This window comes from Flavobacterium aquidurense (assembly GCF_001404985.1).
In the GTDB taxonomy this organism is placed as follows: domain Bacteria; phylum Bacteroidota; class Bacteroidia; order Flavobacteriales; family Flavobacteriaceae; genus Flavobacterium; species Flavobacterium aquidurense_B.
In genome coordinates this window covers 262,656-277,073 of sequence record NZ_JRLF01000010.1, presented here as the reverse complement: position 1 = coordinate 277,073, position 14,418 = coordinate 262,656, and the positions used below count along the sequence as shown (strand labels likewise).

Here is a 14,418-nt window from a genome sequence, read left to right as displayed (position 1 = left end):
AATATTAATTTATGAAAATAGCGGTATGGGATACTTATGTAACCCGAAAAGACGGAGAAATTATGCATTTTGATATTCTCGTAGAAGAGCATACGAATGATGCGGATCAGGTTTTTGAGTTTGGAAAAATTTATTTAAAAACTGTTTCGCAAGAAGGTCAGCCTTTAACCTCAAAAGAATGTAAATTTTGTCACATAGACAAAGCTCCTTTAGAACTAGAAAATCAAATTAGGCAAAATGGTTTTTCTATTATCGAAATGGAAAATTGCAATTAATTCTGTTACTGAAATTTTAAATTTTACGGGCTGAGAACTAAAGGGTTTTCAGCCTTATTTTTTATAGATATTCAGAAAGTGCTATAATTCCTTCCTCCATTTGTTTTTCTGTAAGTGAAGCATATCCTAATCTAAATCCGGATGCCGAATCTGTAAAACTAAAATTTTCCGGATTCATGATTCTGATGCCTTTACTCCATAATTGCTCACAAACAAATGAGATGTCAATTTTAGAATTTGGTACAATCCAGAAAGCCAGGCCGCCTTCAGGTTTAGAGAAAGTAATTTTGCCTTTGAGATGTTGATTGCAGAGACCTTCAAAATAATCTCTTTTTGATTTATAAATAAGATTGGTTTTCTTAAGATGTCTTTTTATAATTCCTTCATTAATGAGATGCAGTACTGCTTCTTCCATAATATTATCGCCTTGCACATCTATTATTTTTCTGTGTTCGCCTACTTTCTGAATGTTTTCAGGCGTAGTAACCAAATAACCAATACGCAATGCCGGAGCTACAATCTTGCTTAAAGTTCCTATGTAAACAAAGTTCTTAGCATTTTCATAGCTCGAAATAGGCAAAACAGGACGTTGCCCAAAGTGGAATTCATGATCATAATCATCCTCGATTATCGTAAAATTATACCGATTGGATAATTCAATGAGCTTTAATCTTTTTTTCAAACTCATTGTTACCGTAGTAGGAAATTGATGATGTGGCGTTACATATATTGCTTTTATAGTACTATATGTTTTAAGATATTTCTCGACTTCATCTAAATTAAGTCCATCCTCCGCAATACTTACCGGAAGTAAAGTCGCGCCAGCATTTTCAAATGCTTTCCATGCGGGTTTGTAACCCGGATTCTCGATCATAACATAATCACCTTGTGAGAGTAAACAATGCGAAGCGAGATACATTGCCATTTGACTGCCGCGTGTAATGCAGACTTGTTCCTGAGAAACATTCATTCCTCTTTTAAAATTCAGCATTTGGGCAATTGCTTTCCTAAATTCAGCCGCACCAAACTCATTACTGTAACCCATTATCTGCCATCTTGATTTTCTGTTGAATATTTCCCTGTATGCGCGGGCAAGATCAGTCATAGGGGCAAGTCGGCTATCTGGGAGCCCGTCATCAAAAACAAGATGAGGTTTCACTTCATTATCAGCAACCACTATAGGTAATTTGGTTTTTTTATCCGGAAAAATTTCAGGTAATACATCAGCAACAAAAGTTCCTTTTCTGTCTATTGTAATCAACCATCCTTCGGTAATTAAAACATCAAGGGCTTCAATTACAGTATTGCGGTTTACCTGGAGTAAACCTGCCAATTGCCTGCTTCCGGGCAAAGCATTACCGCTGGATAATTTACCGGATTTTATAGCATAAATAATCGCATCGGCAATTTGAAGATAAAGTGCCGTAATGGATTTTTTGTCTAACTGGATTTCTAATTGCCAAGGTCGTAACATCTGGACTATCTGTTTATGTTAAAACTGTGTTATGCAGCCAGACCAAAGTTAGGATATTTTTGTCAAGCAATAATGCAGCAACTTAAATTAAATAAAAATGGAAACATCAGAAAAAAAATTCTCATCAAAAGATTTTCACCAAACTTTTGCACGTCCAAGCTTTGTAATGCCTGAAAAATTAATTCATAGAAATGTAGAAAATGCAGGCGAGCACAATCAATTTTCAACAGAAAGAAAACATCCGGTTTTCTTTGTCGATTTACCAAGCAAAAATGTCAGCATGACCATTGGAGGGTTATTACCCGGACAATTAACGAACAGACACAGGCATACTTATGAAACTTTGCTGTATGTAATTGAAGGTGCCGGATATACAGAAATTGAAGATCAAAAAGTTGAATGGAAAGCGGGCGATGCAGTTTATATTCCGGCCTGGACCTGGCACAGACATCAAAACTTAAGCGATACTGAAAACGCCAAATATATCGCCACAGAAAATGCGCCACAATTACAAAATTTAGGAGTAGCATTAAGAGAAGAAGAAGGAAGGGATTTATAAAAAAAACAGCAGAAAGAAATGAAAAACGCTCCATTTAAAGGCATCATTGCGTATCCCATTACGCCTTTTGATGCAAACGAAAAAGTTGATATTTTACTTTATAAACAATTAGTAGAAAGATTAATAGTGTCTGGTTCTCAAGGCATTGCTCCTTTAGGTAGTACAGGAGTAATGCCTTACCTGAACGATCAGGAAAAAGAAGCAATTACAGAAGCTACTGTAGAACAGGTAAGAGGCAGAGCGCCTATTTTAGTTGGCGTATCAAATCTCACCACCGAAAGAACGATTTACCATGCCAAATTTGCTGAAAAAGCGGGCGCCACTGCCGTAATGATTATCCCAATGAGTTACTGGAAACTTAGTGATGACGAAATTGTAAAACATTATGATGCAGTTGCCAAAAAAATTTCTATTCCAATTATGGCGTATAATAATCCCGCTACGGCAGGAGTAGATATGTCGCCAAAATTATTAAAGAGAATTCTCGAAATCCCTAATGTGACCATGATTAAAGAAAGCACAGGGGATGTTCAAAGAATGCATTACCTCAAAAAAGAATTAGGAGATTCTGTAGCATTTTATAACGGATCAAACCCTTTGGCGCTTTCAGCATTTGCGGCAGGAGCGACGGGATGGTGTACCGCAGCGCCTAATTTAATTCCGGAGCTAAACATCGCCTTGTATAATGCGATACAAAATAATGATCTTAGTGAAGCACAAAAGTTATTTTACAAACAGATCGATTTACTTCGTTTTATTGTAGAAAAAGGATTGCCAAGAGCCATTAAATCAGGATTGCAGCTTCAGGGAATAGAGGGCGGACATTTAAGAAAGCCTCTGCAGCCGCTTACAGAAAATGAAATAACAGAGTTAGATCGTATTCTGAAGTTGGTTAAGTAATTAAAATAAATATTTGGTTAAAAGCATAGTTTGATTACTATGCTTTTTTGTTTGAGATTCAGAGTATAATCTTAATTGAGGCTTAATTCAACAGAATATTGTCATTTCGACGAAAGAGAAATCACACTCGTTCTTCGGCAAAGATTGGCGATTTTGATTGTGGAGTTTCTAGTGTGATTTCTCCTTCATCGAAATGACAAAACCTTTGCGATCTTTTGCTTTAGCGAAAGATTTTTTTTTGACATAACATTATTGATTTTTTCTACCAATATTTAAATCCTAAAGGAGTCGCCTATTAAAGATTTTGATCTATGAAGTAAAATAAAAGATCAGCATATTTAATTAAAAAGAATATCTCGTAGAGATTCAATATTGGTAGAAAAAAATAAAGGCAAGGCAGAATTTGTCCCGTAGGGACTAAATAAAACACCTTGCTTACCAGCTATATTTTAGGATTAATCTCACGTTGAAAGGAGTTCCGGCAGTAAAATGTATTTCTTCGACAGGATCAGTTTCATTAGCCAGTCTCGTTTCCGTTAAAAACTGTGTTTCTTTCCATTTCGTGTCAAAAATGTTATCGATGTTTATTCCTATTGAAATCTTTTTGATTTGATAATTTACAGAGAAATCAGTGATGCAATAACCTTTTGCAACAACAGAGTTGTCTTCGTTTGCAGGTCTGTCTCCTAAAAAACGGGTTCTTAAGCTTCCTGAAAACCCTTTTAAATCCTTAACCGAAAGTCCGCTGGTCAAAGTATGTACAGGGGCAAGCAGTAAATAATCCTCACCTTTAGGTTCATCAATAGATCTGGCGTGAGTATATGTATAATCAGTGTTCCAGAATAACCAATTGGTAAATTGATATCTTAATCCAAAATCAAAACCCTTACGCGCCGTTTTTCCACTTGGTTCAACTACAGCTTCATCACCTACATATACAAATTCCTGTGCCAGATATAAATACCATAAAGCCGAGTTAATAATCATTCTTGGAAAAGGTTTCCAATTAATACCCAAATCTGCACCGTAAGTTTCAGGAAGGATTTTTTGACCTTTTTGTGCCACTACAACACGCGCATCATTGCTATGAAATCCTTTTCCTAATTTTAAGAAATATTGTAAAGTATTATCCTGAGTATATAAAAAATTAAGTTTGGGGCTTACAATTGATTTTGTCTGTGTTTGATTACTGTATGTTGGTGCCAATTGATCTTCATAACCAAATTTAAAATAATCCAGACGCAAACCGGAATTAATAAGCCATTTTCCGGATGTAAAATCCGCACTGGCATACGAGAAAAGATTAGTCTGATTTACATTTCCAAGACTTAAATATTCTAAAACAGTTTTACGGTTTACAGTGTGCGATAATTCAATATTTTTATTGTTATCATTTCGCAATCCGGCTCCTAATTTAAAACTCCACTTTTCATTTATTTTGCGGTCATATTCAGACTGAAAACCTACAATGGTTCGATTATCCTTTTGTCTGATCTGATCTCCGTTTACCGGATCGTTTAAGAAAAAGGTAAAATTAGAGAATAATTCAAAATCATATTTGCTTAAATATGCTGTGTTTTTAATTTTAGAATAAGCATCGATTTTCGAGTCATACTGCAGATTTAAGTTTGTTCGTCCGGTATTTCCTCCTTCATTAGAATCAATTGCACCAAAATGAGAAATCATTCCGCTATTTACAGCACGATCCGGAATTTGTCCGCTCGCATCCCATTGACTTGTAAAATGAGATAACGAAATCGCTATGTTATCACCATTGTTGATTTTAGCAGTATATTTTCCGAATAAATTAATGCGATTAAAATTTTGCGGAGCATCAAAATAACCATTTGTCATCATGTATTCGCCTGCAAAATATGCTGATTGATTTTCAGTATTTAATAAATCAAACAAAGCAACCGTTCTGTAAGTATCAAATTGTCCGAGTTCAAACGATACCGAACTATTTTTTAAAGCTTTTTTAGTATTGAAAGCAATGTAACCTGCAGTAGTAAAATCGCCTTTATCAGCAAAATAAGCCCCTTTATCAAAATCGATATTATCAACTGTTTCCGGAATCACAAAATGAAGATCAGCATAACCCTGACCGTGTGCATGAGAAACCATGTTTACGGGCATTCCGTCTACAGAAACACTAATATCTGTACCATGATCACAATCAAAACCTCTTAGAAAAATTTGTTCTGCTTTTCCTCCACCCGCATGCTGGCCAATAAAAAGCCCTGGTACCTTACGCATTAAATCCTGAGAATTTGAGACAGGCTGAATTTCTAAATCTATTTTAGAAATTGTATTCAGGTATTTAAGACTATTGGTAATGGTAACTTCTTCAAGCAAAAAAGGTTTTTCTTCTAATATGATATTTACTAAGCCATTGTCCTGAATTTTAATATTTTGGGTAATAAAACCTTGTCTGGAGATTTGTAGACTATCCTGAGAATTAGTATTATCTATTGTAAATTTTCCGTTGAGGTCGCTATGTGCATGTGTTTTTGATGTAAAATTATGAATCAGCACATCAGCAAGAGGTTTTCCTTTTATATCGGTTACGGTACCATTTACAGATTGAGCATTGATCGAAAAACACAATATAAAAATTCCAAGAACAAATAATAATTTCATCAGATTATAGGGGAGTAACTTTATAATTATAAAATGCAAAAGTAACTTAACTAATATAAAATATAAAATGAAATTTATTAATTGTAAGAAAATAATTATTATTTTAATTTTGAATTGAATTTCAAAATATTATTCCTCAAAGACTTTTTCAGTATTTACCGGATTATTTTCCTGATAAAGTTTCTGTCCTATTACACCCTTGTCCCCCAATGCACGTCCTTTTATTAGCCACGCAATTCCAAATGCAAAAAGCGCAAGTGCCTCAAGTACCAAAGTCGAATATGTAAACAATTTTAAAGACTCAGAAATAGGTACCAGAATAACAAATGCAATAATAGCATAGCCACAGGTTTTGTAAATATTATTTTCATTTAAAATGCTCTTGGGCGCTCTGGTTTCGTTTTCCTGCCCAATCGTAAACACATTAATAGCCAGTAAGGCAAATATCAAAAACAAAATGGCAGCAAAACCATAATGAAGCCAGCCAAGCCACTTTTCAGGAATAGGAATCAGTGTATAAATTTTATCCTTAAAATCATATGGATTCGTTGGAAACAAAGCCACTCCCAAAGCCATGATTCCGGAAATATTGGTGAGTAAATAATCGTTTTTCCAAAATGAAGCGTTTCTGTTTCCTTTGTAACAAATAAGAAATAAACCAACGGCACATAAAGTTCCGGTAAATATTTCTCTTAAATTCGTATAATAATAATCACTTATAGAAGGCTGAACATTAGTTTGAAAAAAAGGAATAAAAGAAAGTCCCACTAATAAAACAGGAAGACTAATGCCTAAATAACCAATAGCACGCCTGATTCTTCTGTAAGTGAAAATATCATAGCTTTCAATTTTAATCCCGTTGTTTATTTCTATTTTCATGTTGCACAAATAATTACAATGAATAAAAATTGTATGCTATTGTTTTATTCCAATAGCGGTTCTGTAAAACTCATAACCGTTTTCGGTTCTTTTTGGTAAATACCTCTCTCGATATTCATTTGCACCTAAATCTTCTATTAATCGAATATCAAACTGATGTAGATAATCAGGTAATTTATTTGGTAAGAAACCAAATGTCCATTGCTCTTCGAGCTTGTTAAGATCATTTAATAATTTTTCGCCTCCTAAAAACGATTTAGGATTTTCGAGTATTTCCTGATGTACATATGTAAAGATAATATGCGAATTTTTAGAAAATTTAGAAATAAAAGCAAAAGTATTTTTAATTGCATCTTCGGTCAAATAGTTCGTAACACCTTCCCAAATTACAGCAGTTGGTTTGCTAAAGTCAATATTGTGTTGTGCGGCTAATTGGTCGAGATCCTGTTTGTTAAAATCTATTTGAAGAAAATCAATGTGATCAGGAATTCTGCCAAGTCGGTTTTTATAGATTTGACGTTTAAAATTTGACGTATTAGGATGATCAATTTCTATAACCGAAACCTCTTTTAAGAAATCAAGACGAAGTGCTCTGGTATCAAATCCGGCACCTAAAATAATAACCTGTTTTACACCATCTAAAATAGCTTTATGAAGCAATTCGTCAATATATTTAGTACGTGCAATTCCGGAAGAAAAAGCGCCTGGTACTTTTTTTTGTATACTGTTCTCAATATATTTTCTAATAGCAGGATATTTAGACAAACGGGTTGCGAATCTTAATTTTGTATCCAGAAAATGTATCGCATAAGGATCTGAGAATAGCCGGTCTTTTTTATTCAGTCTTGTTTCTAAAGCACGGAACAATGCCATATATTGAGCCGTTCTGCTGGTTTTATCTGCTTTCATAACCGTATTAGATTAGAGGTTTTTTTTCGAAAATAAATTTTCAACAACCCACGCAGGTCCAATCATCAGGAATTGGAGATCTTTTAAGAAAGAAGGTTTTTTGCCTTCGATATTATGTCCGTAGAATTGTCCGATCCAGGCAATAACAAAAACACCAATCGAAAATATCCATAAAGGCACAAATTGACTTATATAATAATTTACGATCAGGCAAATTACAGAAAAAATAGCAATTTTAATGGCCATGACCACAGATAAACGAATGTAAAAAAGAAGCACAAAAATAAGGACCACAACAGCCCAATTTTCGATAACAGGTGCATGTAGTTGTAACGTATTTGCGATAATACCACTTGGAATACTCATTAGTAAACCAACTATCGAAAAGTAAATTGCGGGAACACACACATAATGTATGGCTTTGTTTTTTGGGTTTTGATGACTTACTGCGTATTCTTCAAACCATTGTTCTAATGTTCTCATTGTTTTGGATTTAGGTATACGTAAATCTAATAAAATTTCTTTTATTTTAATCAGGCCAGAATTTTTTATTCAGGTTTTGGATTTAAAACATCAAAAATAAATGCGCAAAACGTATAAACATTTGCGCATTTTTTTATCGGGTTTTATTTTATGGATGAGGTTCCGGGATCAGAATAAATTATGAGTATCTGTTACCAGAATCAGCTTCTGAAAACGGCTTCGGTCATAATCTATCCTGCTGGCTTTAACAGCGACCGGAAAATGAATTTCGGCGTTTGAAGTCATGTGCAATTTGTTTTGATTGCTAATCGCAAAATCTAATTTTCCACTGGCGATTTCGTTTAAACTTGCCACTAAATTATCATCTAGTGCAAAATCAGTTTCGATATCAACAATTAGATTTTTGGAAAATACAGTTCCTGTTATGACCAGAATATAATTGCGGTTTGCATTTTTTAATAATGACGGATTTGGATGCAGGAAATCTGCAGAGAAAAAATAATCTTCGATATTACCAATAGTATATTCCTTGGTAACCGAATTGTCGTAACTGATTGTTACGGTTTTTCCGGATTTAATTTTTGTCGAAATTTCAAACGCCCCAAGTCCAAGCGTTTTCAGGATTTCCTGCAAAAGGGTAATGCCAATATTAAAACCGTAATCATCCTTTTGATTAGAATTTACGCTTAAAGCAGGATTCTCAATCTCTGTTAATACTACATTACTCTTAAAAGCATGTTCGATACTGGCATAATAAAGCTGTGCTTCATCAAACGGTTTTTTAAGCCATAGTTGTAATGGTTTATGGTTTCTAACAGGGCCTTCGATAATGTCATAACCTTGCTCGCTTAAAAATTTTGTAAGTTTCATTTTGTTGTTTTTTAGATACATATTCGTTTGGGGTACTCAGGTATGCTTTCTTTTACAATGAAATACAAATTATTTTCTTAATTTGATTTGAATATTTGTGCTGTTTTTTTTACAAAATTAAGAATATGCAGCGAAGTAACACTATTTTTATAGTAAGATTTATGTAATAAAAATCTTTGTTAATATTAAAAGGATTATAATTTTTGATGTGTCAAATTTTCATAAAAAACGAAAACCTTCACACTCGTTTTGTTAAACTCAAGATGTTAGATTTAAAACTATTATATGTAGAATATATCCTATTTTGCTATTTTTTAAACTTTTTATGGTTAACTGTTATTACCGTAATATTTAATTTTATTCTGATTTAAAACAATCCTTAAATATTAGATAATGGACTTTAAAAATTTTAAAAACCCGCAGCCTATTGTACTCCATATCACTTTAGAAAATAAGGAGAAAGAGACAAAAATACCGGTAAGAAATTATAAGCGTTATGATTATTATAATACTAAAAAAAATCCGGAAAATAAAAACGAATCAGTAAAAGTATTTCTTGGTTCATTGATTGTCTTAACGGCAATTACCTCGTTTATAGCATTGCTTATCATGATAGCATAATTAATAATCGAAATGTTATTTCTGATTATACTCAAAAACATTATCCCATAATTCATCAATAGTTATGAGGGCTTTGTCAAGAGCAATTACCTGCCATTTTCCATTGGTTTCTATGCCAAGACCTATATTCTTTAATTTTGATAATGCATCTTTTACATTAAAATCAAGATCAGTTTGCAATGTTGCTGTAAACCAGGTTTCTATTTGAGTATCGAGTTCATTGGCTGTCAAAGGCTTATCACTTCTATATAAAAAAGTATATGCCAGGATAGTTTCTTTAAGCACTTCTTCTTCTGATGAGTTTAATAAAGAATAAAAAGCACCGCTGTTATTACCAAGGTTCTTAAAATAAAGACTGTCTGAAAGTATTTTAGAGTATTTAATCTTTTTGTTTACAAAGTTGCTGTATTGGCGAAACAAGTACAAAGACAAGATTCCCAAAGCAATTAAGCCTTGATTTAAAGAAGCTTTGCTATTGAGTAAATCTATGGCTTCACCAGATTGATATGCTCCATACATTCCTATCAAAGCTGGGATTACGGTAGTACTTAATAGCGAGATTCCACCGCCTATACCCGGAACCCAGAAAAATAATTTATCCCTGGCGGACATTCTTGGAATCGCGTTTGGAAATATTGTTTCAAGATCGTTTTTAGGAACACGCTTAAAGATTTTTAATGCAATAGTTCCCGGATCAATTGGCATTTTTCCTAATTTGACCTTGTTCTCGCTCAAATAATCCTGTTCGTTATAATTAAGATAAATCATAACACGATCATAATATTCGATCTCAATTTCTTTTTTCCAGAAAATCCACTTCTTAACTTTTTCTTTCGCTTTATGATGACCGCGAACATACAATTCATAATCCTTAAAAGCATTAAAATCGATAGAAAGTGTCAGACCTATTAAATCTGAATCGTTTATGGCTTTGTCTAAAGTCTCCTGATCAATACGGCGATAATTGCCCTGTTCTAAAACTTTTAGTAAAGTAGCCTTAAAAACATTAAAATCGCTTTTACCCAGGAATCCTTCACGTTCCCTGAGACTTAAATCCGGATCGAATAAAGCATAATGCTGTTTCAGGTTTCGGTTAAGGTTAAAAGCTTCGTAATGAAAATAATGTTCGATGATATCAAACAATCGCTTAAAATCATCCACCTTTTTTGGATCTTCAGAGAAAGAAGCTACTTGTTTCTCGAGTAAAAATTCTTTATTAAACGGGATATAATGTTCTCTGGTCATAGAGATTATGGGCTTTTAATTTTAATGCTGTTTCTAACGCAAAAATACCATCCGGAATTTGATTTTAATGCTGATTTTATATTAAAATTTAGTTATTTTCTTTTTTAGAAATAAATAATACAAATCTTCCGGAGACTGTAAGTTATTGCTGCTTTTTATTTTTTCTCTCTAAATCAGATATATTAATCACTTTTTTATTCATAATAAAAGCACAGTTCTGGCCAGAGCCATTTCTATTAGCCTACCTTACCAAAAAAAGCATGACAATAGAAGAGAAGGTTGGGCAGGTTGAAGCATTGTTTGATCGCTTAGAAATTGAAATTACTGCTTTTAAATCAGATACTCATTTGTTTTGCAACGCCGGTTGTGGCAAATGTTGTTCTACGCCCAATATTGATGCATCGCCTTTAGAATTTTTGCCATGGGCATTTCACTTATTTCTAAATGGCAAAGCCGAAGAAACTTTGGCATTATTGAGCCAAGTTACTACAAAAAATTGCTTTTTATACAGACCGCTTTCTGTTCTGGAACGACATAACGGGAGCTGCAGTAATTATCGTTATCGCGGTTTAATATGCCGACTTTTTGGTTATGCGGCAAATACTGATAAATATGGAAAATTGCGATTAGCGACCTGCAAAATTATAAAAGAACAGCAGCAGGAAAACTTCAATACTGCAGAGGAAGCCATTATAAAAGGAAAATATGTACCGGTTTTTACGGATTATTATATGCAATTAGCACAAATAGATCTTAGAATGGGTGTCATAATTCTACCCATAAATGAAGCCTTAAAAATAGCAATCGAAGAGGTTTTACATTATTATGCTTACAGACCATTTCCTGACGGACTTGGCAATATTGCATAAATTATTCTTTATGATTTAAAGAATGGTTAATTAATAATATTGAAGAATCACCGCCAACACACAAATGAGATGTTTTATATGCTTTAGCGGTGTTTCAACATTCTTGTAGGAAAAAATTAAAGAAAAAAAAATTAATATAAAAAATGAGGGAGTCAGTAATCTCCCTCATTTTAGTACAGCAAAAAAAAAACATGAATATGAAAAACATCGCTGTACTTTATTTTGCTTTGCAAATTGCAACGCTTTTTGAGATTTGCAAATGAATAATTTATAAAGATTTTTTATCTTTTAATTCATCAGCTTTACTTTCTATAGCTTTTTTTGACTCGTTATTCAGTTTGTTATATTCGGCCTTTATCATATCAGAAACATGCCCTACACGATCACCTCGTATCGACTTGCGAATGTAGTCGTCAGAATATCCGTACTTATTTTTGATAATCTTTAGGATATCTTGATTATAACTCGGTTTAGTTTTTATATTTTTGCTCATCGCTTTGTTTGTATTATCAACGAGACAAATATAGTAGGATATTTCTTAAATAACAAATAATTGTAGGATTTTTTCTAAAGAAAATACTTTATGACAGTAAACACAATACAGAGGATTAAGCAGTACATTGATTTCAAAGGGATTAGAGTAAGTGCGTTTGAGCGGGAAGTGGGAATGTCTAATGGTTCTTTTGCGAGCCAGCTAAAAAACAATAAAACGATAGGATTAGACAAGTTAGAAAATATCTTATCAAAGTATCAGGATATCAACCTGGAATGGCTTTTTACCGGAGATGGAGATATGATAAAGCTGAATGTTTTGCAGGAAACTGACGCCAGATTATATAAAAAAACAGATAAAAATTCAAAAAAACTCGATATTCCGCTCTATGATATTCAAACCACAGCCGGAATTATTGATTTATTTGGCAACAATGAAGATCAAAGACCCGTTGATTTTATCAGAGTTCCTAAAATTTCTGTGTTCGATGGAGCATTGTATGTAACAGGAGATAGTATGTCGCCTTTGCTAAAAAGTGGTGATATTGTAGTGTACAAAAAGATATTTAATCTGGTAAGCAATATTATCTGGGGCGAAATGTACCTGATCTATGTTAACAACGATGGTAATGAATCTTTCTTTACCCGCTACATCAAACAATCAGATCGAGAATCGTATGTGCAGTTTGTATCTCAAAATCCGCATCATCAAACTATAGAATTTCCTATAAGCAGTATAAAAGCACTTGCTTTGGTAAAAGGTTTGGTGAGAATTAATTCGCAGTTTTGATTTAAAAAAAAGACAAAGATTCTTTTTTAAACAAAATAATATCATTGTATATAGAATACACTAAAAAGTGAAATCTCTAATCGTTGGCGTCGATTAGAGATCTCACTAAATTGTTCCAAAAAAATTGATAGTATGTTATTAATTTCCCTTTTTGGGAAAACGTACTCTTCAGTAAAAATTATTTACTGCAATTTTACCACTTAATATAGTTCTGAGAGCACGTATTTATACCTGTTTTTACCACTCACGCCATTCTTCTGTCGTATCTTCATTGATATGATTGTAGCCTTTAAGATGTCCGGCCAGAATTATAATATCGGCAATTTTTTCTCTTTGTTCCGTTTCTACCAGTTCGTACTCGCAATTTTCATTAAGATTATTAATCGCTAAAACTGTTTTTTTTACGGTTAAAATTCCCGTTTCCCTTGAATCTGTTTTTGAGATTTCGTCCAGGAAATTATCCAGTAATGACAAACATTTCCTAACATCAGATAAGGTATAATCAGCTTCGCCAAGTTCAATGAAATCGATCATTTCACGTTCTAAGCTTTTGTAGGTTTTATTTATATGTGTGTTTTCTTTTAAATTCATTTTGATTGGGGCATTTGAATTTATCGATTCTATAATTTTTTATGACTTTATGCCAGTGTAAAGTAATTGTATACAATTATTGATTGGTATAGCACTATTAAGCTAAGTTAATTATTAAAGTGCGAAAAGTATTTTTTTTTGTAAGATATTTTTTCAGTAGAGAAGTATAAAAATACAAAAACCAGAATAATCCCTATTTGATTTTATCTGGCCTTGAGGTTGTAGTTAGTACAAAATATAAATGGTTTGTCTGGTAGTATAGTAAAGTGTTTTTTGTTTTATTACTAATTCTGGTCAGATTCTTTTAATTCGATGATTTTTTCGATGTATTGTATGAGATTTTTTCTTTCTAACGAAAATAAAGCATTTTCATCTTCGGTGCGAAGGTATAAGTCGGCGATACTTTCAGCATCCATTTTTTTACTTAAATGATCTTCGACATATTTTATAAGATTGTCTAAAAAAAGTTCGTGTATTCTTCCTTTTTCCAGAGTTTCTTCGTCGCCCTGTATTATTTTCTCCATTTCAGATTCTGGCAAATCTATAGTGAGATAAGTGTAGTCTACCGCAACTTTTGAGAGCATTTCTTTATCTATTTTTCCGGAACCATAACAATAAGCACAAGGACCGGGCGCCCATTTTAGTACTTTGTTTAAACGTCGTATGTCATCCCAATCTACAAATGCTTTCCCTTGGCACCTTGGGCATTCTAAATTTTTGTTACTAAATAGGAAATTAAAAATGGTCATTTTTTCTTCAATTATTTATCGATTAGTGGCGGGGCTAATATAATTATTTATGTAAGAAAAATTGGTTTGCGA

16 protein-coding genes are annotated in these 14,418 nt (G+C 33.1%); 6 read left to right on the top strand and 10 right to left on the bottom strand.

The window, feature by feature from the left end; all coding sequences use genetic code 11:
- Nucleotides 1-11: 11 nt before the first annotated feature.
- Complete coding sequence (locus RC62_RS09650; RefSeq protein ID WP_055094935.1) at nucleotides 12-275, top strand: DUF2024 family protein; 264 nt, start codon at nucleotides 12-14, stop codon at nucleotides 273-275.
- A gap of 61 nt (nucleotides 276-336) precedes the next feature.
- Here the strand turns inward: RC62_RS09650 and RC62_RS09645 are convergent, their stop codons facing one another.
- Entirely contained in the window at nucleotides 337-1,749 is a 1,413-nt protein-coding gene (locus RC62_RS09645) for a PLP-dependent aminotransferase family protein (RefSeq protein ID WP_055094933.1), read from the bottom strand.
- Nucleotides 1,750-1,846: 97 nt separating this feature from the next.
- Here RC62_RS09645 and RC62_RS09640 point away from each other — a divergent pair, with 97 nt between their 5' ends.
- Both RC62_RS09640 and RC62_RS09635 read left to right on the top strand, forming a co-directional pair.
- Nucleotides 1,847-2,308 (top strand): cupin domain-containing protein, encoded by a 462-nt coding sequence (locus tag RC62_RS09640; protein WP_055094931.1) that lies wholly within the window; start codon nucleotides 1,847-1,849, stop codon nucleotides 2,306-2,308.
- Nucleotides 2,309-2,326: 18 nt separating this feature from the next.
- Entirely contained in the window at nucleotides 2,327-3,208 is an 882-nt protein-coding gene (locus tag RC62_RS09635; protein ID WP_055094929.1) for a dihydrodipicolinate synthase family protein, read from the top strand.
- A gap of 435 nt (nucleotides 3,209-3,643) precedes the next feature.
- Here the strand turns inward: RC62_RS09635 and RC62_RS09630 are convergent, their stop codons facing one another.
- The 5 genes from RC62_RS09630 to RC62_RS09610 form a co-directional block, all read right to left on the bottom strand.
- Complete coding sequence (locus RC62_RS09630; RefSeq protein WP_055094927.1) at nucleotides 3,644-5,848, bottom strand: TonB-dependent receptor; 2,205 nt, start codon at nucleotides 5,846-5,848, stop codon at nucleotides 3,644-3,646.
- Between the two features lie 129 nt (nucleotides 5,849-5,977).
- The gene (locus RC62_RS09625) at nucleotides 5,978-6,727 is read right to left on the bottom strand and encodes a hypothetical protein (RefSeq protein ID WP_055094925.1); all 750 of its coding nucleotides are present in this window, start codon (nucleotides 6,725-6,727) and stop codon (nucleotides 5,978-5,980) included.
- Nucleotides 6,728-6,763: 36 nt separating this feature from the next.
- Nucleotides 6,764-7,636, bottom strand: coding sequence for a class I SAM-dependent methyltransferase (locus tag RC62_RS09620; protein WP_055094923.1), 873 nt, complete (start codon nucleotides 7,634-7,636; stop codon nucleotides 6,764-6,766).
- 12 nt (nucleotides 7,637-7,648) lie between these two features.
- On the bottom strand, nucleotides 7,649-8,119 hold the full coding sequence (locus tag RC62_RS09615) for a DUF962 domain-containing protein (protein ID WP_055094921.1): 471 nt from the start codon (nucleotides 8,117-8,119) through the stop codon (nucleotides 7,649-7,651).
- Between the two features lie 168 nt (nucleotides 8,120-8,287).
- Nucleotides 8,288-8,989 (bottom strand): hypothetical protein, encoded by a 702-nt coding sequence (locus tag RC62_RS09610; protein WP_157472463.1) that lies wholly within the window; start codon nucleotides 8,987-8,989, stop codon nucleotides 8,288-8,290.
- Nucleotides 8,990-9,382: 393 nt separating this feature from the next.
- Here RC62_RS09610 and RC62_RS09605 point away from each other — a divergent pair, with 393 nt between their 5' ends.
- Nucleotides 9,383-9,610: a hypothetical protein gene (locus RC62_RS09605; protein ID WP_055094917.1), complete on the top strand. Its 228-nt coding sequence runs from the start codon at nucleotides 9,383-9,385 to the stop codon at nucleotides 9,608-9,610.
- Nucleotides 9,611-9,625: 15 nt separating this feature from the next.
- Here RC62_RS09605 and RC62_RS09600 read toward each other — a convergent pair whose 3' ends face one another.
- Nucleotides 9,626-10,855, bottom strand: coding sequence for a TMEM143 family protein (locus tag RC62_RS09600; RefSeq protein WP_055094915.1), 1,230 nt, complete (start codon nucleotides 10,853-10,855; stop codon nucleotides 9,626-9,628).
- Between the two features lie 260 nt (nucleotides 10,856-11,115).
- Between RC62_RS09600 and RC62_RS09595 the strand changes: the two genes are divergently transcribed.
- The gene (locus tag RC62_RS09595) at nucleotides 11,116-11,724 is read left to right on the top strand and encodes a YkgJ family cysteine cluster protein (RefSeq protein WP_055094913.1); all 609 of its coding nucleotides are present in this window, start codon (nucleotides 11,116-11,118) and stop codon (nucleotides 11,722-11,724) included.
- Nucleotides 11,725-11,992: 268 nt separating this feature from the next.
- Here RC62_RS09595 and RC62_RS09590 read toward each other — a convergent pair whose 3' ends face one another.
- Nucleotides 11,993-12,217, bottom strand: a complete 225-nt coding sequence (locus RC62_RS09590) for a hypothetical protein (protein WP_055094911.1) — start codon at nucleotides 12,215-12,217, stop codon at nucleotides 11,993-11,995.
- A 90-nt stretch (nucleotides 12,218-12,307) separates the two neighbouring features.
- Here RC62_RS09590 and RC62_RS09585 point away from each other — a divergent pair, with 90 nt between their 5' ends.
- The gene (locus tag RC62_RS09585; RefSeq protein WP_055094910.1) at nucleotides 12,308-13,006 is read left to right on the top strand and encodes a helix-turn-helix transcriptional regulator; all 699 of its coding nucleotides are present in this window, start codon (nucleotides 12,308-12,310) and stop codon (nucleotides 13,004-13,006) included.
- Between the two features lie 237 nt (nucleotides 13,007-13,243).
- Here the strand turns inward: RC62_RS09585 and RC62_RS09580 are convergent, their stop codons facing one another.
- The gene (locus tag RC62_RS09580) at nucleotides 13,244-13,597 is read right to left on the bottom strand and encodes a hypothetical protein (protein ID WP_055094908.1); all 354 of its coding nucleotides are present in this window, start codon (nucleotides 13,595-13,597) and stop codon (nucleotides 13,244-13,246) included.
- A gap of 284 nt (nucleotides 13,598-13,881) precedes the next feature.
- The gene (locus RC62_RS09575) at nucleotides 13,882-14,346 is read right to left on the bottom strand and encodes a hypothetical protein (protein ID WP_055094906.1); all 465 of its coding nucleotides are present in this window, start codon (nucleotides 14,344-14,346) and stop codon (nucleotides 13,882-13,884) included.
- Nucleotides 14,347-14,418 lie beyond the last annotated feature (72 nt).

Excerpts from the sequence above, each read along its gene's own strand:
- RC62_RS09580 (WP_055094908.1), bottom strand. The coding sequence starts at position 13,597 with ATGAATTTAAAAGAAAACACACATATAAATAAAACCTACAAAAGCTTA.
- RC62_RS09575 (WP_055094906.1), bottom strand. The coding sequence starts at position 14,346 with ATGACCATTTTTAATTTCCTATTTAGTAACAAAAATTTAGAATGCCCA.
- RC62_RS09620 (WP_055094923.1), bottom strand. The coding sequence starts at position 7,636 with ATGAAAGCAGATAAAACCAGCAGAACGGCTCAATATATGGCATTGTTC.
- RC62_RS09650 (WP_055094935.1), top strand. The coding sequence starts at position 12 with ATGAAAATAGCGGTATGGGATACTTATGTAACCCGAAAAGACGGAGAA.
- RC62_RS09585 (WP_055094910.1), top strand. The coding sequence starts at position 12,308 with ATGACAGTAAACACAATACAGAGGATTAAGCAGTACATTGATTTCAAA.
- RC62_RS09635 (WP_055094929.1), top strand. The coding sequence starts at position 2,327 with ATGAAAAACGCTCCATTTAAAGGCATCATTGCGTATCCCATTACGCCT.
- RC62_RS09600 (WP_055094915.1), bottom strand. The coding sequence starts at position 10,855 with ATGACCAGAGAACATTATATCCCGTTTAATAAAGAATTTTTACTCGAG.
- RC62_RS09630 (WP_055094927.1), bottom strand. The coding sequence starts at position 5,848 with ATGAAATTATTATTTGTTCTTGGAATTTTTATATTGTGTTTTTCGATC.
- RC62_RS09595 (WP_055094913.1), top strand. The coding sequence starts at position 11,116 with ATGACAATAGAAGAGAAGGTTGGGCAGGTTGAAGCATTGTTTGATCGC.
- RC62_RS09610 (WP_157472463.1), bottom strand. The coding sequence starts at position 8,989 with ATGAAACTTACAAAATTTTTAAGCGAGCAAGGTTATGACATTATCGAA.
- RC62_RS09615 (WP_055094921.1), bottom strand. The coding sequence starts at position 8,119 with ATGAGAACATTAGAACAATGGTTTGAAGAATACGCAGTAAGTCATCAA.
- RC62_RS09625 (WP_055094925.1), bottom strand. The coding sequence starts at position 6,727 with ATGAAAATAGAAATAAACAACGGGATTAAAATTGAAAGCTATGATATT.
- RC62_RS09605 (WP_055094917.1), top strand. The coding sequence starts at position 9,383 with ATGGACTTTAAAAATTTTAAAAACCCGCAGCCTATTGTACTCCATATC.
- RC62_RS09590 (WP_055094911.1), bottom strand. The coding sequence starts at position 12,217 with ATGAGCAAAAATATAAAAACTAAACCGAGTTATAATCAAGATATCCTA.
- RC62_RS09640 (WP_055094931.1), top strand. The coding sequence starts at position 1,847 with ATGGAAACATCAGAAAAAAAATTCTCATCAAAAGATTTTCACCAAACT.
- RC62_RS09645 (WP_055094933.1), bottom strand. The coding sequence starts at position 1,749 with ATGTTACGACCTTGGCAATTAGAAATCCAGTTAGACAAAAAATCCATT.